Origin of the sequence: Paenibacillus sp. BIHB 4019 (genome assembly GCF_002741035.1) — a bacterium.
Classification (GTDB): domain Bacteria; phylum Bacillota; class Bacilli; order Paenibacillales; family Paenibacillaceae; genus Pristimantibacillus.
In genome coordinates, this window is sequence record NZ_CP016808.1 from 3,118,926 (window position 1) to 3,140,161 (window position 21,236).

A 21,236-nucleotide genomic window follows, 5' to 3' on the forward strand; every position below is an offset into this window, starting at 1 on the left:
GAGCCTATGAATATTGAACAGAAGCCGGTAGTGAATCACGGCAGCCGCAAGAACTCTAAGCCGGTCATAATCGTTAATCATATATCAGTTGGTACCATGCGATCCATGTACAATACTTTCAACAATGCAGCCAATCAGGCGAGCTCACATTTCGGAGTGGGGCGCGACGGCAGCATCGTGCAATATGTATCGCTAGACCGCGCAGCATGGACGCAGGGCCGCATACAGGCTCCTACAGCGCAAATTGTTAAGCAATTGTTAGGTAATCCGAATACGTATGGCGTATCCATAGAGCACGAAGGATATGCTGGTAACGGCGTGGATGGAAATCTGACTGACGAGCAGTTTTATGCCAGTTGCTGGCTGCACAAGCACATACAGGAGGCTGTATTGGCGATGTACGGTGTCAAAATACCGCTTAACTCTCATCAGGTGCTGGGCCATTATCAAATCGACAGCATCGGTAAGCCTGCATGCCCTGGTCGAAACTTCCCGTGGGCGCGCCTGTACGCCGAGTTATCCATCGCAGAGACCATGACACTAGCCGACTACGCCGAACGTTTGGAGTATCTCAAGTCGGGAACGGCTGACCGGGCGACGGCCTATGCATTCGCCAGCCGAATTGCAGACCTATCTTCTAAGTTCAACGATCCTACTTGGGGGACGGCTGCCAAAGCTAAAATTATGTGGATGGAACCGATAATGTATGACCTAGGATACACAGGTGAGCCTACTCCGGAAGGTATCGCAAATCGTGTTTCTTCTATATATAAGAATTCGACCGTTGATAAGTATCAGGGGGAAGCGATGCGGAAGCTAATGCTTGGAGCTAAATTTGCAAAAGAGAAAGGGCTGCTCTGACGCAGCCCTTTTCCACCGTTTTGGTCACAGTGCGGTCACGGACTTATCTTAGTTAAATATATTTATACCTACATATCCTATTTATAAAACAAAAATAAAGGTCGTTCATGGACGTATCCTAACTAAAACATACTCAAAATAATAGCAAACGGCAAGTAATATATATCGGTGGGATTGATGCTTTCCATAATGATTTTAGAAAGCGTTTTAAAAATAATTGTGTCGAAGCCTTAGGGAAAAAGAGGTGGGGAAAATGATAGGCTGTTTTCTTGAATGAAGCCTTGCTGGCCGCGGTTTACAGTCGATTGAAGATTCGACACATTTCGATAAAAATTTAGGCCGAAATTCGTCTTTTTATTGGAGGAATATGTTATAATTTGTCGAATTTAATTGCAGCTAGAAATTTCCTGACTCTTTTATAGCTTAGAAGCTGCTGGGTGGCGTCATCAGAGAGATTATAAATGAAGCATAGAGGAGTGTGAATCCGGCGGGATGCCATGGCCTGCATAGATAAGGATTGAGTTTTAGCAAGAGCTTGAAAGACATAAACAGCAACCTAATAAAATTCTGGAGGCACTCAGCTATGACAAAAAGGTTTCATGCATCGATATGGCCACGAATAGGAATTTTTATGCTCGCTTTTCTCATCATGATTCAAGTTTGTACACCTCCCATTTATGCGGCTCCTACGCCGGACACCTTTACAACGAAGAGCAGCGAAACGTTACCTGCGAATTCCATGTCAGCTGGCGCCTATGGCAACGGACTGTACATTGCTGTTGGATCTTATGGGGCAATTATTAAATCTACAGACGCCGATCATTGGGAAAACGTAAAAACAAGGGTGGATTCTAATTATAGCGGAGTATCTGCTCCAGCAAGTTTTAGTTTTTATGGCGTTGCTTATGGCAATGGCGTCTTTGTTGCCGCTGGTTCTGAAGGGGTTATTTTAAGCTCCACGGATGGCGTGAATTGGACACAGCGAACCTCGGGGATTTCTACCCAGATTTCTAATGTCGAATATTTTACCTTTAATGGGGTGGGGGCCTTTTATGCACTCTCGAAAGGAAAGTATGTTACCTCTACCAATGGTACTACTTGGTCAACGGTTGTACCTACTGGATTACCTTCAGACAAATCTATCACTCAAGTAACAGTGGGGAATAATGGGTCGCGCCTCGGTATGTCGAGTGAGGAAGGCAAAGTTTATTCGACGACTAATGGCACGACGTGGACTTCCATTCGGCCAGAAACTCCGTCTGCGACTAAGGCTAATGGAGCCAATTTTCTGGAATGGATGAATGACCGTTATTTTATGGCTGATATTAGCGGCTACATCTGGACCTCTACCAATCTCTCCACTTTTACCTTAATGGGTGCCCCGTCTAAACAAGATGGGTCAAATGCAAGCGGTCAAATGAGAAAAGGCTTTTATGATGGAACGCATTATTATTTGTTCGGCAGCGAGGGAAGCAGCTATGGCGCTGTTTATACGTCTACAGATGCGGTAATTTGGACGCTGCAGCCTTTTGAAAGAGAGTTTGTTGATCAAAATGCGTCCTTCTTGAATGGTAAATATTTTTTGTTTGGCAATGAAGGAATGAGCGTCTCAGATACGGGCTCTAATTGGAGCTATAAATGGGGCGGGATTTTTAATGAAATTATTTATGACGGTACCAAATATATAGCCGTTGGGCAGCTGGGAAAAGAAGGAACCATTTGGACTTCGAATGACCTGTCTGCGTGGACGAAGCAAAGTATTTCGGGACAGGCAGATGCTTTTACATCAGTGGCGCGCGGAAATGGCAAGTACGTGGCAGTTGCCGGACCTTATCACGGCGCAACAAAATTGGCTACCTCCAGCAACGGTACAAATTGGAGCCTGCAAGGTAGCTTGCTTGGCAATGAACTTTTTAATGATGTTGCTTATGGCAGTGGAATATTTGTGGCTGCAGGTTATACCAATAAGGCTGTGATTGAGACATCGGTGGACGGTGTAACTTGGACTGAGCAGACCTTGCCTACCAATACGTTGACCTATTTAGCCTCGGTTGCTTATATTAATAATCAATTTGTAGCGTTAGGGAATGCTACTGATAATTTTGGAAATGTGACTGAGCTAGCAATTTTGACTTCAAATAATGGGATAAATTGGACGAATCACGGTAGCAGTTATCCTAATTTAACCGATTATGTAACCAATGTGATTTATGATGGAAGCAAATATATTTTGCTTGGGTACGATTCATCTACTTATGAAATGTTTACCCGTACAAGTGCGGATCTTATGACATGGTCTCTGCCTGGTTTAACAGGCGGATATTTATCATTTGGTAGTTCGACAGTTTTAGGAAAGAAAGGCAATACGCTTTATGGACTTTTTACAGATAGCAGTTATGAGTCAGAGGACATTTTTTATTCAAATGATGATGGCGCAACTTGGCAAGCCTCTTCTACTTTAAATGCTACTAAGAGAGCGTCTGCACTAATGACCGTCAATAACGAAATTGTTATATCCGGTCCTAACAAACTGGTTATGACCTCGGAAGCGGTAGTTTCTTCATCGGCAATTACCCCTAGTACGGCAAGCTTTGATAAAGAAACATCAGCGCAAGCGGATGTAGCTGTTACGCTGACGCTGAACGGCAACACGCTGGGCAACATCACGAATGGCGGAGCGACGCTGACGGTGGGGACGGATTATACCGTTAGTGGCAATACGGTAACGATTAAAAAATCTTATTTGGCACAACAGTCAGTAGGCACGACAAACCTAACGTTCAACTTTAGTGCAGGAACTGCACAGACATTGGCGGTAACGGTGAGCGATACAACACCGCAGAACAGCCAATTGAGCCAGACGACAGCGAGCTTTGATAAAGAAGCCTCGTCGCAAGCGGATGTGGCTGTAACGTTGACGCTGAATGGAAACACATTCAGCAGCATCACGAATGGCGGAGCGACGCTAACGGTGGGGACGGATTATACTGTTAGTGGCAATACGGTAACGATTAAAAAGTCGTATTTGGCACAGCAGCCAGTAGGCACGACGAACCTCGCGTTTAATTTCAGTGCAGGAGCAGCGCAGACACTGGCAGTAACGGTAAGCGATACAACACCGCAGAACAGCCAATTGAGCCAGACGACAGCGAGCTTTGATAAAGAAACGTCAGCGCAAGCGGATGTAGCTGTTACATTGACACTGAACGGCAACACGCTGGGCAGCATCACGAATGGCGGAGCGACGCTGACGGTGGGGACGGATTATACCGTGAGCGGCAACACGGTAACGATTAAAAAGTCGTATTTGGCACAGCAGCCAGTAGGCACGACGAACCTAGCGTTTAACTTCAGCGCAGGAGCAGCGCAGACATTGGCGGTAACGGTGAGCGACACAACGCCGCAGAACAGCCAATTGAGCCAGGCAACAGCGAGCTTTGATAAAGAAGCCTCGTCGCAAGCGGATGTGGCTGTAATGTTGACGCTGAATGGCAACACATTCAGCAGCATCACGAATGGCGGAGCAACGCTGGCCGCGGGAACGGATTATACGGTTGCGGGTAACACCGTTACGATTAAAAAATCTTATTTGGCACAGCAGTCAGTAGGCACGACGAACCTTACGTTCAACTTTAGCGCAGGTGCTGCGCAGACGCTGGCGGTAACGGTGAGCGATACAACACCGCAGAACAGCCAATTGAGCCAGACAACGGCGAGCTTTGATAAAGAAACATCAGCGCAAGCAGATGTAGCTGTTACGCTGACGCTGAACGGCAACACGCTGGGCACCATCACGAATGGCGGAGCAACGTTGACAGCGGGAACAGATTATACCGTTAGCGGCAATACGGTAACGATTAAAAAGTCGTATTTGGCGCAACAGTCTGTAGGAACAACGAGCCTTGCGTTTAACTTTAGCGCAGGTGCGCCGCAGACATTGGCGGTAACGGTGAGCGATACAACACCGCAGAACAGCCAATTGAGCCAGACAACGGCGAGCTTTGATAAAGAAACGTCAGCGCAAGCGGATGTAGCTGTTACATTGACACTGAACGGCAACTCGCTGGGCAGCATCACGAATGGCGGAGCGACGCTGATAGCGGGAACAGATTATACCGTGAGCGGCAACACGGTAACGATTAAAAAGTCATATTTGGCACAACAGTCTGTAGGAACAACGAGCCTTGCGTTTAACTTTAGCGCAGGTGCGCCGCAGACATTGGCGGTAACGGTGAGTGATACAACACCGCAGAACAGCCAATTGAGCCAGACAACAGCGAGTTTTGATAAAGAAACCTCGGCGCAGTCGGATGTAGCTGTTACGTTGACGCTGAATGGCAACACGCTAAGCAGCATCACGAACGGTGGAGCTACACTGACGGCTGGAACGGATTACACGGTTTCTGGAAACGTCGTGACGATTAGCAAATCCTATTTGTCACAGCAGTCTGTAGGTACAACGAACCTCATGTTCAACTTTAGTGCAGGAGCAGCACAGACATTGGCGGTAACGGTGAGCGATACAACGCCGCAGAACAGCCAATTGAGCCAGACAACGGCGAGCTTCGATAAAGAAACATCAGCGCAAGCAGATGTAGCTGTTACGCTGACGCTGAACGGCAACACGCTGGGCACCATCACGAATGGCGGAGCAACGTTGACAGCGGGAACAGATTATACCGTTAGCGGCAATACGGTAACGATTAAAAAGTCGTATTTGGCGCAACAAGCAGTAGGAACAACAACCCTCGCGTTTAATTTCAGCGCAGGAGCAGAGCAGACACTGGCGGTAACGGTGAGCGACACAACGCCGCAGAACAGCCAGTTGAGCCAGACGACAGCGAGCTTCGATAAAGAGACATCATCGCAAGCAGATGTGTCTGTCACTCTAACACTAAACGGCAACACATTGAGCGGTATCACAAATGGCATGTCAGCTCTAATGCCGATGATAGACTATACGATTTCGGGTAATGTAGTGACGATCAACAAATCGTATTTGGCACAGCAAGCGGTAGGCACAACGAATCTCTCATTTAACTTTAGTGCGGGAGCAGCACAGACACTAGCGGTTACAGTCAGTGACTCAACCGTTCCAGCACCACAGGATAGCAGCCTGAGCCAGACGACAGCGAGCTTCGATAAAGAAACATCATCGCAAGCAGATGTGTCTGTCACTCTAACACTAAACGGCAACACATTGAGCGGTATCACAAATGGCATGTCAGCTCTAATGCCGATGATAGACTATACGATTTCGGGTAATGTAGTGACGATCAACAAATCGTATTTGGCACAGCAAGCAGTAGGCACAACGAATCTCTCATTTAACTTTAATGCGGGAGCAGCGCAGACGTTAGCGGTCACCATTAGCGATACGACGCCTGCCAATTACGAGGCTCCTGTCTTGCAAGCTATTAATGCTGGTAATGCCAAGGCAAATCTGCAATGGAATCCGGTAGATGGAGCAGATGGGTACAAAGTGTACCTTGCGCTTCAGTCCGGAGCTTATGGCGGAGAGTTGACCAGCGTCGGCCAGTCGGTATACAGCTATGAAGCAGCTGGCTTAACGAATGGCACAACCTACTATTTTGTAGTAAAAGCTGTTTTTGCGAGCGACCTGAGCGATGCTTCCAATGAGCGTACGGTGACGCCAATAACGGTTGCGGAAGCTCCGACAGCCGTTTCCGCGACTGCGGGAAATGGTCAAGTGACTCTATCTTTCACAGCACCAACCGATAACGGCGGAAGTGTCATTACTGGTTATGAGGTTGTAGATGCAGAGGGGCACACAGTAGCAACGGGGCTGGCTAGTCCAATCACCGTTACAGGCCTCACGAACGGGACGAGCTATTCGTTTACGGTAAAAGCGATTAATGGTGCGGGCTCAAGTGCAGTATCCGTACCCTCCAACACCGTTACGCCATCAGCACCTTCAAGCGGCGGTGAAACAACGCAGCCAGGTTCTTCATCCTCCTCATCCTCAGGAACATCTGGTACGGGAGTAGACATTTGGATTAATGGGCGTCTGGAGAGAATCGGTATTGCATCTACAACCGTTGTAAATGGCAAATCCACGACTACGATTACAGTCGATCAAGCCTTGCTGGAGCAGAAGCTGGCCACAGAAGGACAAGGCGCGATTATTACAATTCCGCTTCTAGGCAATAGCTCGAACGTCGTAATTGGCGAGTTGACAGGGCAAATGATTAAAAACATGGAGCAAAAGCAAGCGGTGCTTGAGCTCAAAACCGATCGTGCAACCTATACGGTTCCTGCACAGCAGATCAACATTGATGCGATCTCCAAACAGCTGGGCCAAACCGTATCGCTGAATGATATTAAGCTTCGGCTTGAAATTGGGACTTTAACGGATAATATGATGAAAATTGTCCAGGGATCAGCAGACAAAGGCGGATTCACATTGGCTGCTCCTTCACTTGACTTTGCAGTGAGCGCGGCTTACAACAATCAGATTATCCCGATTACGAAGTTTAGTGCATATGTAGAACGGACCGTCGCCTTGCCGGCAGGCATTGATCCGGATAAAATTACAACCGGCATCGTAGTCGAGCCAGACGGCACAGTTCGCCACGTTCCTACGAAGGTTTTGGAGGACAAGGGCCAATATTTTGCCAAAATCAACAGCTTGACCAATAGTGCCTATTCGATTATCTGGCATCCGCTTGAATTCACGGATGTGGCCAATCACTGGGCCAAGGAGTCGGTCAATGATATGGGCTCTCGCCTCGTCATCAACGGAACAGGCAATGAGCTTTTCAGTCCAAACCAAGATATTACGCGTGCAGAGTTTGCAGCGATTATTGTGAGAGGCCTAGGTCTTAAGCTTGAAAATAGCGCCTCCTCGTTTACCGATGTCCGATCGGCTGATTGGTACGGCACGGCTGTTCAAACAGCGAGCGCCTATGGTTTAATTAAGGGGTTCGAGGACGGCTCGTTCCGCCCGAACGACAAAATCACCCGTGAGCAAGCGATGGCGATTATCGCCAAAGCGATGAAGATTACAGGACTGAAGGACAAGCTTCCGGCAGCAGAGTCAGCCGTATTGCTCGGTCGCTATGCTGACGCTGCAAAAACGTCCGCTTGGGCAACAGAAGGTATTGCTGATGTGCTGCAAGCCGAGATCGTTACAGGCAGAAGCGATACGCAGCTGGCTCCAAAAGCGAATATGACGCGTGCAGAGGTAGCTGTAATCATCGAACGCCTATTGAAAACATCCGGTTTAATCTAAAGGTTTAAGATTTACTATGCCATATGTATCTTCTATATAAATAGAAGAAAGGCATGCTCCGCTTGCCGTGGCATGCCAGAGCGTAATTCCTTACGATTAGCATCTCTTCTTGCTGTATAACAGCCGGAGGGGATGCTTTTTTGCGATTTCGACTGCGATTGATCAAGGTCTATTAGGGTGTGCAAGCAAACGGGAGCTGAACTGCTGCTTCTTCTTATTTTGGAGGACACAGATTCCGCTATTATGGCTTTTGCTGCGATTTTAGGCCGTAAGCGGACAGGAGATCCGCTATGGCCCTCCATATCCTGTGAAAATGGCGACTGGCAGCACATTAGCGGCTCCTGAGTCCGCAGCCTGTGCAAAACCCGCGATTCTATTGAAATAGCTGCTGCTGTGTCCGCCAAGTTCAACACTGTGCAGGATGAAGCTCCTGAAGCGATGAGAATGAAGTGGAGCTGCCTTTCAGTTCAATAGACGTATCGAGATACATTTTTAAAACCGTTAAAAACTTTTTTGATCCAATAGTGATCCAAATGTGAGCCGCCTGCGTGTTAGTGTATGTAAAGAACAAGCGGACAACGAAAACACATAAAACGAATCTAAGGAGTGAAGCAAGATGAAGATGAAAAAATTGATCGTTCCCATGTTAAGCCTGACCCTATTAATGCCGACCATGGCGGGTGCAGCAGCTCCGACAGCTGCACCGGTGAAGGCATCGGTAAACACGCCGGCAGCGGAGCTGAGAGCTGGACTTGATTATTTGCTCTCGGAGCATTTCACCCTTGCGGTATCAGCAATGACGAAAGCCTATGACGGTGCAAAAGATGCAGACGCTGCATACAAAGCGCTCGACCAGAATGCGCTGGATATGCAGCCAGCAATTGCTTCGCTTTACGGCGATGCAGGCGCAGCTGAATTCGAAAGAATTTTCCGCGCACACAATCAGTATACGGACGACTTGGTAAAAGCGACGAAGAAAAAGGATGCAGCTGCGATTAAGACGGCGGAAGATAAAGTAAGCGGCTTTGTAAACGAGTTCGGCAATTTCCTTGGCGCTGCAACAGAAGGCAAGCTTCCGGCGGATGCAGCGAAGCAAGCGATTCGCAGCCATGAGGATCACGTTCAAGAAGTATTTGAGGATTATGCAGCTGGCGATTATAAAGGTGCATATGAAGCCTACCGCAAAGGCTACGCAGAAATGTTCGGCATTAGCAAAGTATTGTCCAGCGCAATCGTAGCTCAAATGCCGGCAAAATTTGAAAACACTAAAGCAGACTCCAAAGCAGCTGATTTGAGATCCGCATTGAACCAATTGGCTGGCGAGCATTTTGCTCTTTCTGCTCTGCAAATGCAAGAGCAATATGATGGAAGAGCCGCTTCGGACGCTCTAATCTGGGCAGAAGCGATGAATACAGCTGATTTCAAAGCAGCGATCGCATCCATCTATGGTGCAGAAGGCGCAGCCGCGTTCGAGAAAATTTGGGTAACGAACCACGTAAATGCGCAAGCTGATTTTGTAACGGCAGTTAAAAATAACGATGCAGCAGCAAAAGCGGCAGTTGAAGCGCGTATCGCTGGCTTCACGACTGAATTTGCGACGTTCCTGGATTCGGCAACAGCAGGCAACCTGCCTAAAGAGGCTGGGCAAGCCGCTCTGACCGCGCATGAAAATCAAGTACAGCAAGTGCTTACGCAATATGCAGCTGGCGACTACACCGCTTCGTACAAAACGAACCGCGAAGGCTACAAGCTGATGTTCGGTGTCGGTCAAGCACTAGGCCATGCGATTGTCACGCAGTTTAACGACAAGTTCCAAGAAGCAACTACACCTGCAACTCCTGCAACACCAACTGATCCAGTAGCGATGATAAAAGTTTGGATGCAAGTAGGCAGCAACGTCCTGAACATTAACGGCACCGTAACCAAAATGGATACAGAGCCATTCATCTGGAGCGGCATGACTTATATTCCGCTTCGCTACCTGAGCGAAGGCATTGGCGCTGACGTGAAATGGGATAAAAAAGCGCAGCTGGTTACGATCAAAGCAGGCAGCGATATCCTGAAATTCTGGATGAACAAAGACTTCATGGAAGTAAACGGCATGAAAAAATCCGTAGGCGCTAAAGTGTTTGTCAACTCCGACAACAGAACGGTCGTTCCACTTCGTTTTATCACGGAGCTGCTTGGCTGGAACGTACAATGGGGCAAAGCCGACCATTCCATTACGTTGACCAAAGCCATGTAAGACCAACCGTCCATAAATAGAAATCCCCGCAAGCCGATCACTTGAAAAAGCGGCCGCTTGCGGGGATTTTTTTGAAATTACGCATTAATAAGTTTCAGACCTATTGTGCACTAGGCAGCTTCGCGAGGCACTTTATCCGAGCAGCTTATCCGCTACCTTTTTACTATAAAAATCATTGCCATTGCGAGCATCATAACGTTGTGCTGCCGCAGTGGCGAGGTTTTCAAAATGAGCGGCGAGCGCCGGAAGGCTGGTATCTTCATGCGCAGCAAGAAAGGAGGAGGGAAGCCGAAGCATCACATTCGATCCTTCTTGAACAAGCTTCTTCAGCAGACGTGCCGTGCATAGATTAAACAGCATCACTTCATAAGGATTCTCATGATCAAGTGCGAAAGCCAAATGCAGCTCGACAGCCTCAATCGCTTTCGCCGGCTTGGTTGCCGTCAAATATTCAATATGCAATGCGACGCTTTCCAACAGATCGCGTTTGCCTTTTACGAGACGATAGCCTTTCATATGCGCTTTTTTCGCTTCCTCATGGAGGTTTAGGCGTTGCATAGGCAGGAGCAGCTCTGGCAGCGTAATATGAGGTACCTCAGCACATTTCATGCTCCCTGATAAAATCGGCTCCGCTGCCTTTAATGCTTGCTCATCCTCTCCCAGTCTTGAATATAGCATGACAATATAATGCTGCTCACAAGCGATGCAATCGCTCATATGGTCCCGAAAAGCTTTCATAAATTGCTGGAGATAATCTTTGGCTTCATCAAGCTTCCCATGGTCAAGGGCGAGCCGGGAGCGGAAATATAAATAAGTGCGATTGCTGTAGCCATGCTCCTTATATCGCTTGCCCAAATCCTCCAGCAGCTCCTGAATTTGCGACATTGGAATTTCCGGGAAATTCGAGATGGTGCCGACGATCCATTTATATCGCCATAACAAGCTGCTGCCATCATATTCCTCAGGGTTTTGATCATATTGGCCTAGCTGCCAGGAGAAGGCGATAATCGCCTTCAGCGGGAAACCATGAAATCCAGCGGTTTTTACGATTTGGTGGCGCGCATAAAAACCATTTTCAATATCCCCCTCGGCATCTGCGAGCCGAACGGCAGCCTCCAGCACCTCGAGCTGGGCAGCGCCGGGAGGAAGGTCATACGCCTGGTTCATTAAATCCTCAAAATCCATTTCCATAGATGCTCCTCTGTTTATTTGTTAAATACATGGAAATAGAAGCGCCAAGAGGTTTCATCCGCGAGTTAAACGAGCAAGCTAGCAGCATTATTACTATAATAATCATTGCCATTGCGAGCATCAAAACGTTTTGCTGCCGATAGCGCGAGTGCTTCAAAGTGCGCAGCAAGCGCGGGCAGGCTTGTATCTTCATGCACAGCGAGGAAGGAGGCTGGCAGACGCAGCTTTACTTCAGCTCCCTCGCTAATTAGCTTTTTCAACAGCCGTGCTGTGAATAGATTAAATCGCATGACCTCATACGGATTCTCATGGTCAAGGATAAATGCCAAATGCAGCTCGACGGTCTCTACCGCCTTCGCCGGATTCACATCCGTCAAATAATGAATATGCTGTGCGACGCTATCGAGCAGATCGCGCTTGCCTTTCACCAGCCGATAGCCTTTCGTATGAAGCTTTTGTGCTTCCTCTGGCGAGCCCTGACGCAGCAAAGGCGAAAGCAGGTGCGGCAGAGTAATATGAGGAACCTCAGCGCATTTCATTTTGCCGGATAAAATCGGTTCTGCCGCCTTTAAAGCTTGTTCATCTTCGCCCAATTGCGCATAAAGCTCCACGATATGATTTTGCTCGCAGGCGATACAGTCAGTCATATAGTCCCGATCGGCCTTCGTCATCTGCTCAAGAAAATCTTTGGCTTCATTCAGCTTCCCATGGCTTAAGGCAAGGCGGGAGCGGTAATACAAATAAGTACGGCGGCTGTAGCCATGCTCCTTATAGCGTTTGCCCAAGTCCTCCAGCAGCTCCTGAATTTGCGGCATCGGGATTTCCGGGAAATTCGAAATGTTGCCGACGATCCATTTGTAGGACCACATTAAATCGCTGCTATCGTAATGGTCGGGTTGTTGGTCACATTGTCCCAGCTGCCAAGAGAAAGCGATAATCGCTTTGAGCGGGTAACCGTGAAAAATAGCCGTTTCCACAATTTCGCCTCTCGCCTCAAAGGCGTTATCGGTATCGCCTTCTGCATCTGCGATTCTCACGGCAGCCTCCAGCACCTCAAGCTTAGCTGCGCCAGGGGGCAGATCATAGGCCTGATCCATTAAATCTTCAAAATCGAGTTCCATTCATGTTCCTCCTTCTGCATCGAGCATTTAAGCGTTCGACGATAGTCCCCAGTCGATAAATTTAACCATGCCTTGGCCTAGTACACCAAGCTCCTGGCGCGTCATCGGATAATGGCCCATCAGCAAAGCATTCGTATACAGCATTTGGACAGCGGTAGTGAACATTTGGCTATCGGCACTGGTGAAAATTTTCTGGACTAGCGGATTGTTTAAGTTAAAATAAAGAGTCGAATACGCCGATTCTGTAAAGCTTGCGCCAAGGTTGCCGAGTACGGAAGCGAGCAGGTCCGAGCTGTTTTCCTTCGCTTTCTCCAAGGAGCGCAGCGACGATGATTCCTTCGACAGCGTATAAAGGGCAGGAAGCTCTGCTGGAGCAAAACGTTTGAGCTGAATTTGACAGCGGAAACGCTGCAAGGCCCCATCTGCAAGGCGAATTCGCTCGTAAAATTGATTGCGCTCCTCATTCGTTAAGTCCTCGAAGGACAGCGATACATCTTCCGGCAGCAGCCTTTCCATATCGAGCTCGGGAAGAAGAATCGACAAACGCTCGAGCAATTCATGGTTATAAATATAGCCGCCATTGAGGACGAGCATCGATTGTGCTGCGGCCACATGGGTAATTTGACGGTATTCATCAACAGATAACGTGTAAAATATTTTTTTATTTTCGGCCATCAGCTCGCCAAATGTTCGTTCTCCGTAGGTGCTCTCAAATGTAATCCAGCGGTAAATGGTTTGCAGGAAGTCCTCATCCTGCGCAGCGAGTGCCTTCATCGATAAAGCATGCAGCTGAATGATACGCTGCAAGCGGTCAGGCTCATATTCGCCTATGCGCATAAGCTCATTGCGGATCGATTGTCCAAGCTCCTCGCGCACCGATTCCAGCCGTTCATCCTCATAGAAATGCTCGCGTGATGCTGTCGGCTGAAGCTCATCTGTCCAGATGAGGCATTTGACGAAAAACGCCCATTCCGGCAAAATATTTTCCGCTTTATCGGAGACGAGCATTTGCTTCAGATATACTTTATGGGAACGGCGGGCATTCAGATTCACACTATGCGGCAAAATAAAGGCGATTCCGCCCGTTCGGCCATTCGCTGTTTGGAGCGGGATAAAATCCTGCAGCGGCTCGCCCAGCAGCTTTTCGCCGAAGGCAAGCACTTCGCGGCGACGGCCGCGCGCCAGCTCCGGCTGCAAAATCCAGTCAGGCCGCGACTCGTTAATCGTCTTCGCGTCTCCATTTGCATGCAGCCTAACCGGATAGGGCAGCAGAGCGCCATAATAGAATAGTAAATCCGCAACCATTTGCGGCTCGTAATAAGGCTCGCTATCTGGCTTGCAGCGCAAATAAATTTTCGTTCCCGGTGCCAGCTGGGTGCTCAGCTGGCGGATCGTATACGTGCCGTCCGGCTTGCCGCGCCATTCCATGGATGGCCCGCCCTTCACCGATTGGGTAAGAACGACGATTTCGTCGCTGACCATAAAGCAGGACAGCAGACCGATGCCGAAGCGGCCGATAAACGAGGTTTCTTTTGCAATAAAATCTTGACCAACCTTGGAGGAATGTCCGATCATCGCTAGAAACTGATGAATATCCTCCTCGGTCAGCCCTACGCCGTTGTCTTCAACCGTCATCGTCGCCCCACTGCCGCTGCCTGAAATTTCTACCGTCACATTTCCGGTAAAACCAGGCTCAAGCTGTCCTCGTGCAGTAATAGCATCCGTCGCGTTTTGCAGAAGCTCGCGCAAATAAACATTAGGGCTGCTATATAAATGGTTGGAAAGTATATTAATCATTCCGCTTAAATTAACTTGAAATCGATACTCTTGCTCGTTGCTCATCGGATTCTCCTTTATTATAGAAGGATTTTAGTTTATATCGTCCTAACTATTCTACTATTTTCCATACATGCAATTCCAATATTTATAGCATAATGAGCCGTTTGGCCCATAAGCTTATACCCTAAATTCCTATCTTTCAAACCGCTATAGTCGCAGAGGCGGACACTAGAATAGAAGAAGCGTGGAGGAAGCTTTATTTATTTGTAAAAGCAGGAACAAAGTTTTCGGTACGTCTCCTCCCTGATAGAATGACAAGAAAGCGCCGTTTTAGCATAATGAGCCAAGAGGCCCATGCGCCTATCCCCTTAATGACTACCTAAAGTTTCCAAATAGTCACGCATGCTTATTGGTTCGGTATAGGAGGAAAGGAATGGGGTATAATAAAGCTATACAGTATAATAGAAGGAGGCGGCATACAATGTTCTTTCGCAAAGGAAGCCTAAAAGTCGGCATATTAAATGGTATTCTTCTCGCGCTGCCCTTCTGGATCCTCTTAATTTGGTTAATATTAAAGCTAATTAACTAGCCTTATGCGGCTATTGAATCAGACAATTCGGGATAGAGTATTGAAACATTAGAACGCTTGCAAAGCTTAGAACATTCGTTCAGAGCGCAAGCGTTTTTTTGTTCATTTTTCTGAAAATAAAGCGAAGGCCAAAACGCCGTCATGCCGCATGGCGCCTATAAAATAAACTGACATGCCGCTGCGCCTGCTGTTAGCGAATCAACGGCTGTTTATTGCGTCAAAAAAGCGCAATAAAGTTCTCATTTAGCCTGGTGCAGCTTAACCGCTGTACCTATGCTGAAAGTGGCCTTTTGTAGACAATAAAGCACGGTTATACAATACCTCAACAATTTACTGAAATTGGATATAGGACGCGTGGGGCAGTTAATGGGCTAAATGATCAATTTATTTAATTCGACACAAACTGACACTCTTTTCGGTTTTCTTCTTTTATACTTATTCAATACGCATAATATACGACATACTAAAAAGAGCGCATTGGATAGGTTGCCTGCTTATATTTTCAAAAAAAGTGTGGAGGGATTAGGATGGTAACGAATCAACAATCACTCAGACGGGTGAATGATTATGGCGTTGTGGGAGAACAGCCCGATCAAATCGCTGATGATCTCCACGAGCTTGTGCAGCAGAAGCAGCGCGCTCTGAAAGCGAAGGCTTTTTTCAAAAAGCTTGCTGATGATCCAATGTTTGCGCCCGAACCAGGGAGAACCGCAGGAAGAAGCCTGACGGAATGGCTGCTTATGGCGCAATATCCAATGAAGCAGGAAATGGTATTCGATTATGAACAGCAGCGTTATGTGCCTTCCGAGGCAAGGCCTCGTATTGATTTAGCCGAGCTGCTGACACTGCTGCTCCGTAAAAAAGGAATTAATGGCACGTTTGAAGATATGATGGATCATGTCCTTGAGGGCGGTTCGTTCCAACAGTTTTTGTCGGAGAACAGACTCTCGAAAAGGGCCTCTATGTAAATGAATGTTTTGAAAATTCAGAAAACTAATTTTCAAAACACCTTGAAAAAGTTATTCTTTATGAATATAATCAAGTCGAAAAAGCTCATATTGAGTATTTTCGCAAAAGGATAAAACTGTCGAATGATAGAGAAAGGTGTAAAATGGCTGCCTGCCCGATGTTGAAAGCTGCTTAAAGGGCTGGGCAGCTGGGCGGCGAAAATGGTAGGTACCTCTTTTTTTTACCCAATAGGTCGCGTTTTGAATAATTTTATATGGAGGTATACGCATTGGAATTAAAACAATATTGGCACGTTGTGAAAAAAAGAATCTGGTTGATAACAGCGCTCGTCTGCATGGCAGGGATCGCCACAGGCATCTATTCTTATTATTTTCAACAGCCGGAATATGAGGCGTCGACCAAGCTGATCGTTAATCAGACAGGCAGTCAAAACGATATTATCGCCAAGCTGGATCTAAGCACGATCAACTCCAACATTCAACTGGTGAAGACGTACAAGGAAATTATAAGAACGCCGAGGGTAATGGGCAAGGTTGCCCAGAAGTATCCTGAGCTTGGCCTTACGACAGGCCAGCTGATTGAACGGATTAGCGTAACCTCAGTCAACGACACGCAGGTGATGTCCGTCACTGCAAAGGATTCCTCTTACGGCCGGGCCGCGAACATTGCGAATGCGGTATCGGAGGTGTTCATGCAGGAGCTGCCGAGCTTGATGCAGGTTGATAATGTGTCGATTTTGTACGAAGCCGATCATACGCTCACACCGCCTCCTGTGTCGCCTAAGCCGACGATAAATATTGCGATTGCGATTGCACTCTCTATGCTGGTAGGCATTGGATTCGCGCTGCTGCTCGATTATCTCGACGATACGATTAAGACGGAGGAGGACATTCAGGCGGTGCTAGGCTTGCCGACGCTGTCGCTCATTCCGAAAATTCGCGAGGTTGATCTAGGCAAGCACAAGGACAATTCCATAGACCGACCGATGAGGGGGAAAAATAATGTCACGTACGAAACCTAATTGGCCGCTCATTACGGAAACGAACCCGAAGTCGCCGATATCGGAGGCTTACCGCATCCTTAGAACGAATATCGATTTCTCCAATTTGGAGGAAGAAATTCGTACCCTGATGGTCACCTCCACGAAGATGAACGAAGGCAAAAGCACAACCTCGGCCAACATTGCTGTCACCTATGCGCAGTCGAACAAGAGGGTGCTGTTGATTGATGCCGATATGCGCAAGCCGACGCAGCATCAGCTGTTCCGAGTATCCAATCAGATTGGCCTCACCTCGGTGCTGAGCAATCAGAAGGAATGGGAGAATGCGATTCAAGCCACTTCAGTGAGCGGGCTAAGCATTTTACCGGCAGGGCCAGTTCCGCCGAACCCGTCGGAGATGCTGGCATCGAAGCGAATGGACCAGCTGCTGGAAAAAATGAAGGAGCATTACGACATTATCATTGTCGATACTCCGCCGATCATGGTCGTGACGGATGCGCAAATCGTAGCCTCCAAGTCAGACGGCGTCGTCCTCGTCATCGATTCCGGCACAGTCAAGAAGGAAGTCGCCATCAAAGCGAAGGCGAGCCTGGAGCATGTGAAAGCGAGGATTTTAGGGGTAGTGCTCAATAAAATCAAGCGGAGCAGCTCGGAAGGGTATTTATATTACTACCAATGAGTGTAAGGTTTCAATTTGAGTATTTGTAATCTCTTTATCGGATGATTAAAAGCGTGTATGAAAAAAAGCTCCACTGCATGAAAGGCTTGGCTTCCGATCGCCATTACCCTTGCATTCCTCGAATAAGCCCCCTAATAGGGGAGAATGCAAAGGTAAAAGCGAACGCTACGCTTCTCCAGCTCAAGCCTTTCATTCCGCTTCGCCATTTTCATCGCCAGTTTTTAAAACCATAAGTAAAGAGAATTAACGTTTTTAAAGGTAATGTCTCCTGCACCTATATCACTGGAGGCACTCGATCATGCTGTGGGCCGCGAACGGCCTTAGACGTAGAGCGTCGGTGGTGTGGTGTGAGGAGGGGTTAGATGCCCTTTAATTTATTTGTGAGGAGTTTGGGTGAAAGGGGCAAGCGGAGCGCCGATCCCCTTTGCCCCGAACTCCTCTACATGATTACGTGCAGAAAAACGGGCGAAAAGGAGTGAAAGCATTTAGAAGTTCGAGCTATACGATCATGTATAGGAGAGGAGCAAGGCACACGAGAGTATAGCTGGAACTTTTAACTCCCATGAACTGCTTCCAATTAAAGAAAAAAAACGAAGAAGGATAGGGTGATGGATGATGAAAAAAGTGACAAAAGCAATTATTCCTGCAGCTGGACTTGGAACGCGCTTCTTGCCTGCAACGAAAGCAATGCCGAAGGAGATGCTGCCGATTGTCGACAAGCCGACGATTCAATACATCGTCGAAGAAGCCATCGCATCCGGTATCGAAGACATTATTATCGTAACAGGCAAAGGAAAGCGGGCCATTGAGGACCATTTTGATATCGCATTTGAACTGGAGCACACGTTGATTGAGAAAGGCAAGCTGGAGCTGCTGCAAGCCGTGCAGCGTTCCTCCAATGTAACGATCCATTATATTCGTCAAAAAGAAGCAAAGGGGCTCGGCCATGCTGTATGGTGCGCCCGTAAATTTATCGGCAATGAGCCATTCGCTGTTTTGCTTGGCGATGACATCGTCGAATCCGAGGTGCCTTGCACAAGGCAGCTCATTGAACAATACGATGCGACGGGCAAATCGGTCATCGGCGTTCAGACCGTATCCGTCGATCAGACGCAGCGTTACGGCATTGTCGATCCGGTAGGGATGGATGTTGAAGGCAGCCGTCTCGTACAGGTTAACCGTTTCGTCGAGAAGCCGAAGCCGGGACATGCCCCTTCCAATTTGGCGATTATGGGCCGGTACGTGCTGACGCCGGAAATTTTTGATTTTCTGGAGCTGCAGGAGAAGGGCGCCGGCGACGAGATTCAATTAACCGACGCGATTCAAAAGCTGAATGAAAGCGAAGGCGTTTTTGCTTATGATTTTGAAGGCAAACGTTACGATGTCGGAGAAAAGCTTGGCTTTATTTTAACGACGATTGACTTCGCTTTGCGTAATAAGGAGCTTAAGCTTCCGCTGATGACGGCGCTTGAGGAAATTGTTGAGCAGCAGCAGGCTAGCCAGCTCAAAGCACTGAGGAGGGATAGCGTATGAGTGTAAATCGGCCACAATACAAATCGGAAGCCCGCACGCTGACTCTCTCGCTGCAAGCCGCAGCGAAGCGGATCATTGATGTCTTATGCTCGCTGGCGGGCATTATTTTTCTGCTTCCGGTGTTCATGCTCGTCGCTTTGCTGATTAAGATCAGCGATCCGAAGGGCACGGTTTTTTTCAAGCAGAAGCGGATTGGACATAAGGGCAATACGTTCAGCATCATCAAGTTTCGTTCTATGCTGCATGATGCCGAGCAGCGGCTGCGCGCCGACCCGGTATTGTACAAAAAATACATCGACAACAGCTACAAGCTTGATCCATCCGAAGACCCGCGCGTCACGAAAATCGGCAGCTTCCTGCGCAAAACGAGCCTGGACGAGCTCCCCCAGCTCATCAATGTGCTGAAAGGCGAGATGAGCCTGGTGGGACCGCGCCCAATCGTGCGTGACGAACTGAAGGAATACGGAGAGAAGGCGGTCCCCTTCCTATCGGTCAAGCCGGGAGTAACCGGCTATTGGCAAGTAAGCGGCCGCAGCGACGTCGGGTATCCTGAGCGCGTCGATCTTGAGCTTTTTTACGTCTACAACCAGTCCGTATGGCTGGATCTGAAAATATTGTATCGCACGGTCATCATCGTGCTGCTGCGCAAAGGCGCTTATTGAAATCAAAATCCAGAAGCAAGGTGAAAAGGCAAGCGGAGTGAAAAGGTTGAGCTGGAGGAGCGGTAGCGATCGATTTTTGCAGCTTCATTTTTACCGCTCAGGCGGTTCATTCAAAAAGATGAAGCTGCAAAATCGGCCGTAAGCCAACCTTTTTACGCAGCGCCGTTCCTTTTCATCATGCTTCTGAACTACGCACGAAGAAGGAGTTGCCCTATGAGAGTGGCTATCGTTCATGAATGGCTGGTAACCTATGCAGGTTCAGAGAAGGTAGTAGAACAACTGCTGAATATTTACCCCGACGCGGACCTGTTCTGTGTAATTGATTTTCTGGAAGAGAAGGACCGCCATATGCTGAAGGGAAAAAAGCCGATTACAACTTTTATTCAGCAGCTGCCTTTTGCGAAAAAAATGTACAAAACGTATCTTCCTTTTATGCCGCTGGCGGTCGAGCAGTTTGACTTATCCGGCTATGATGTCATCATATCCAGCTCGCATGCGGTCGCGAAAGGCATTATTACGGGCCCTGATCAAATTCATATTTCCTATGTGCATACGCCGATCCGTTATGCCTGGGATTTGCAGCATCAATATTTAAGCGAGCTGGGCAAGCTGAAGCAGCTCGTATCCAAGCTGCTGCTTCACCAAATTCGCATGTGGGATGTGCGGACAGCGAACGGCGTAGATGTGTTTCTCGCGAACTCGTCTTATATCGCCCGGCGCATTCACAAAATTTATCGCCGCCAGGCACAGGTAGTGTACCCTCCGGTTGAAGTGAAGGCGTTCGGCAATCACTCCAATCAGGATCGGAAAGAGTATTATTTTACTGCCTCGCGGCTTGTGCCGTATAAGCGGATTGACCTCGTTGTCGAGGCTTTTGCCAAAATGCCGGACAAAGAGCTGATCGTCATCGGCGACGGCCCGGAGATGAAGACGCTGAAGCAGCTGGCAACGCCGAACGTCAAGCTGCTCGGCTATCAGCCCAATGCCGTGCTGCTTAAGCATATGCAGCAGGCTAAAGCTTTTATTTTCGCAGGTGAAGAGGACTTCGGCATCAGCATGGTGGAGGCTCAGGCAGCGGGAACGCCGGTTATTGCTTACGGAAAGGGCGGTGCCCAGGATATCGTCAAAGGGCTGGGCGAGAATAATCCAACCGGTTTGTTCTTTGAGAAGCAGGATGCCGAATCAGTCATTGATGCGGTAAGGCAGTTTGAGCTGCTGTCCTGGATGATGACGGATGCCAACTGCCGCCAGAATGCACAGCAGTTTTCGGTGGAGGCGTTTCTGTACCACATTTCCAGCATCGTCAGCGGCAGCTTCAATGAACGGTTTAATCCGATGAAAGTGCAGGCCTAGCT

12 protein-coding genes are annotated in these 21,236 nt (G+C 48.1%); 9 read left to right on the top strand and 3 right to left on the bottom strand.

The features are described 5' to 3' along the window. The first annotated feature begins 6 nt into the window (after positions 1 to 6). The 3 genes from BBD42_RS13295 to BBD42_RS13325 all read left to right on the top strand — a co-directional run bounded on the left by BBD42_RS13295 (position 7) and on the right by BBD42_RS13325 (position 10,358). Positions 7 to 861 (top strand): N-acetylmuramoyl-L-alanine amidase, encoded by an 855-nt coding sequence (locus BBD42_RS13295; RefSeq protein ID WP_099518533.1) that lies wholly within the window; start codon positions 7 to 9, stop codon positions 859 to 861. Between the two features lie 583 nt (positions 862 to 1,444). After that, on the top strand, positions 1,445 to 8,113 hold the full coding sequence (locus tag BBD42_RS32220) for a X2-like carbohydrate binding domain-containing protein (protein ID WP_237163466.1): 6,669 nt from the start codon (positions 1,445 to 1,447) through the stop codon (positions 8,111 to 8,113). A gap of 616 nt (positions 8,114 to 8,729) precedes the next feature. Next, on the top strand, positions 8,730 to 10,358 hold the full coding sequence (locus BBD42_RS13325) for a copper amine oxidase N-terminal domain-containing protein (protein WP_099518534.1): 1,629 nt from the start codon (positions 8,730 to 8,732) through the stop codon (positions 10,356 to 10,358). Between the two features lie 132 nt (positions 10,359 to 10,490). Here the strand turns inward: BBD42_RS13325 and BBD42_RS13330 are convergent, their stop codons facing one another. From BBD42_RS13330 to BBD42_RS13340, 3 genes are all read right to left on the bottom strand, one after another. Further along, positions 10,491 to 11,543, bottom strand: coding sequence for a hypothetical protein (locus tag BBD42_RS13330; RefSeq protein ID WP_237163467.1), 1,053 nt, complete (start codon positions 11,541 to 11,543; stop codon positions 10,491 to 10,493). A 71-nt stretch (positions 11,544 to 11,614) separates the two neighbouring features. Beyond that, the gene (locus BBD42_RS13335; protein WP_099518536.1) at positions 11,615 to 12,670 is read right to left on the bottom strand and encodes a hypothetical protein; all 1,056 of its coding nucleotides are present in this window, start codon (positions 12,668 to 12,670) and stop codon (positions 11,615 to 11,617) included. A gap of 27 nt (positions 12,671 to 12,697) precedes the next feature. Beyond that, a complete protein-coding gene (locus tag BBD42_RS13340; protein ID WP_099518537.1) occupies positions 12,698 to 14,512 on the bottom strand; it encodes an HSP90 family protein in 1,815 nt (604 codons plus the stop codon). A 1,053-nt stretch (positions 14,513 to 15,565) separates the two neighbouring features. Between BBD42_RS13340 and BBD42_RS13345 the strand changes: the two genes are divergently transcribed. From BBD42_RS13345 to BBD42_RS13370, 6 genes are all read left to right on the top strand, one after another. Continuing rightward, on the top strand, positions 15,566 to 16,006 hold the full coding sequence (locus BBD42_RS13345) for a hypothetical protein (protein ID WP_099518538.1): 441 nt from the start codon (positions 15,566 to 15,568) through the stop codon (positions 16,004 to 16,006). A gap of 269 nt (positions 16,007 to 16,275) precedes the next feature. After that, positions 16,276 to 17,028 (top strand): YveK family protein, encoded by a 753-nt coding sequence (locus BBD42_RS13350; RefSeq protein ID WP_099518539.1) that lies wholly within the window; start codon positions 16,276 to 16,278, stop codon positions 17,026 to 17,028. Further along, a complete protein-coding gene (locus BBD42_RS13355) occupies positions 17,009 to 17,686 on the top strand; it encodes a CpsD/CapB family tyrosine-protein kinase (RefSeq protein WP_099518540.1) in 678 nt (225 codons plus the stop codon). Before BBD42_RS13350 ends, BBD42_RS13355 begins: the two co-directional genes overlap by 20 nt. A gap of 615 nt (positions 17,687 to 18,301) precedes the next feature. Then, on the top strand, positions 18,302 to 19,219 hold the full coding sequence (gene galU / locus BBD42_RS13360; protein WP_056033922.1) for a UTP--glucose-1-phosphate uridylyltransferase GalU: 918 nt from the start codon (positions 18,302 to 18,304) through the stop codon (positions 19,217 to 19,219). Then, positions 19,216 to 19,881 carry a sugar transferase gene (locus BBD42_RS13365; protein WP_081418743.1) on the top strand — a complete coding sequence of 222 codons (666 nt, stop codon included), beginning with the start codon at positions 19,216 to 19,218 and terminating at the stop codon, positions 19,879 to 19,881. Before galU ends, BBD42_RS13365 begins: the two co-directional genes overlap by 4 nt. A gap of 213 nt (positions 19,882 to 20,094) precedes the next feature. After that, positions 20,095 to 21,234: a glycosyltransferase family 4 protein gene (locus tag BBD42_RS13370; protein ID WP_046233572.1), complete on the top strand. Its 1,140-nt coding sequence runs from the start codon at positions 20,095 to 20,097 to the stop codon at positions 21,232 to 21,234. Positions 21,235 to 21,236 lie beyond the last annotated feature (2 nt).

Excerpts from the sequence above, each read along its gene's own strand:
- BBD42_RS13295 (WP_099518533.1), top strand. The coding sequence starts at position 7 with ATGAATATTGAACAGAAGCCGGTAGTGAATCACGGCAGCCGCAAGAAC.
- BBD42_RS32220 (WP_237163466.1), top strand. The coding sequence starts at position 1,445 with ATGACAAAAAGGTTTCATGCATCGATATGGCCACGAATAGGAATTTTT.
- BBD42_RS13325 (WP_099518534.1), top strand. The coding sequence starts at position 8,730 with ATGAAGATGAAAAAATTGATCGTTCCCATGTTAAGCCTGACCCTATTA.
- BBD42_RS13330 (WP_237163467.1), bottom strand. The coding sequence starts at position 11,543 with ATGGATTTTGAGGATTTAATGAACCAGGCGTATGACCTTCCTCCCGGC.
- BBD42_RS13335 (WP_099518536.1), bottom strand. The coding sequence starts at position 12,670 with ATGGAACTCGATTTTGAAGATTTAATGGATCAGGCCTATGATCTGCCC.
- BBD42_RS13340 (WP_099518537.1), bottom strand. The coding sequence starts at position 14,512 with ATGAGCAACGAGCAAGAGTATCGATTTCAAGTTAATTTAAGCGGAATG.
- BBD42_RS13345 (WP_099518538.1), top strand. The coding sequence starts at position 15,566 with ATGGTAACGAATCAACAATCACTCAGACGGGTGAATGATTATGGCGTT.
- BBD42_RS13355 (WP_099518540.1), top strand. The coding sequence starts at position 17,009 with ATGTCACGTACGAAACCTAATTGGCCGCTCATTACGGAAACGAACCCG.
- galU (WP_056033922.1), top strand. The coding sequence starts at position 18,302 with ATGAAAAAAGTGACAAAAGCAATTATTCCTGCAGCTGGACTTGGAACG.
- BBD42_RS13365 (WP_081418743.1), top strand. The coding sequence starts at position 19,216 with ATGAGTGTAAATCGGCCACAATACAAATCGGAAGCCCGCACGCTGACT.
- BBD42_RS13370 (WP_046233572.1), top strand. The coding sequence starts at position 20,095 with ATGAGAGTGGCTATCGTTCATGAATGGCTGGTAACCTATGCAGGTTCA.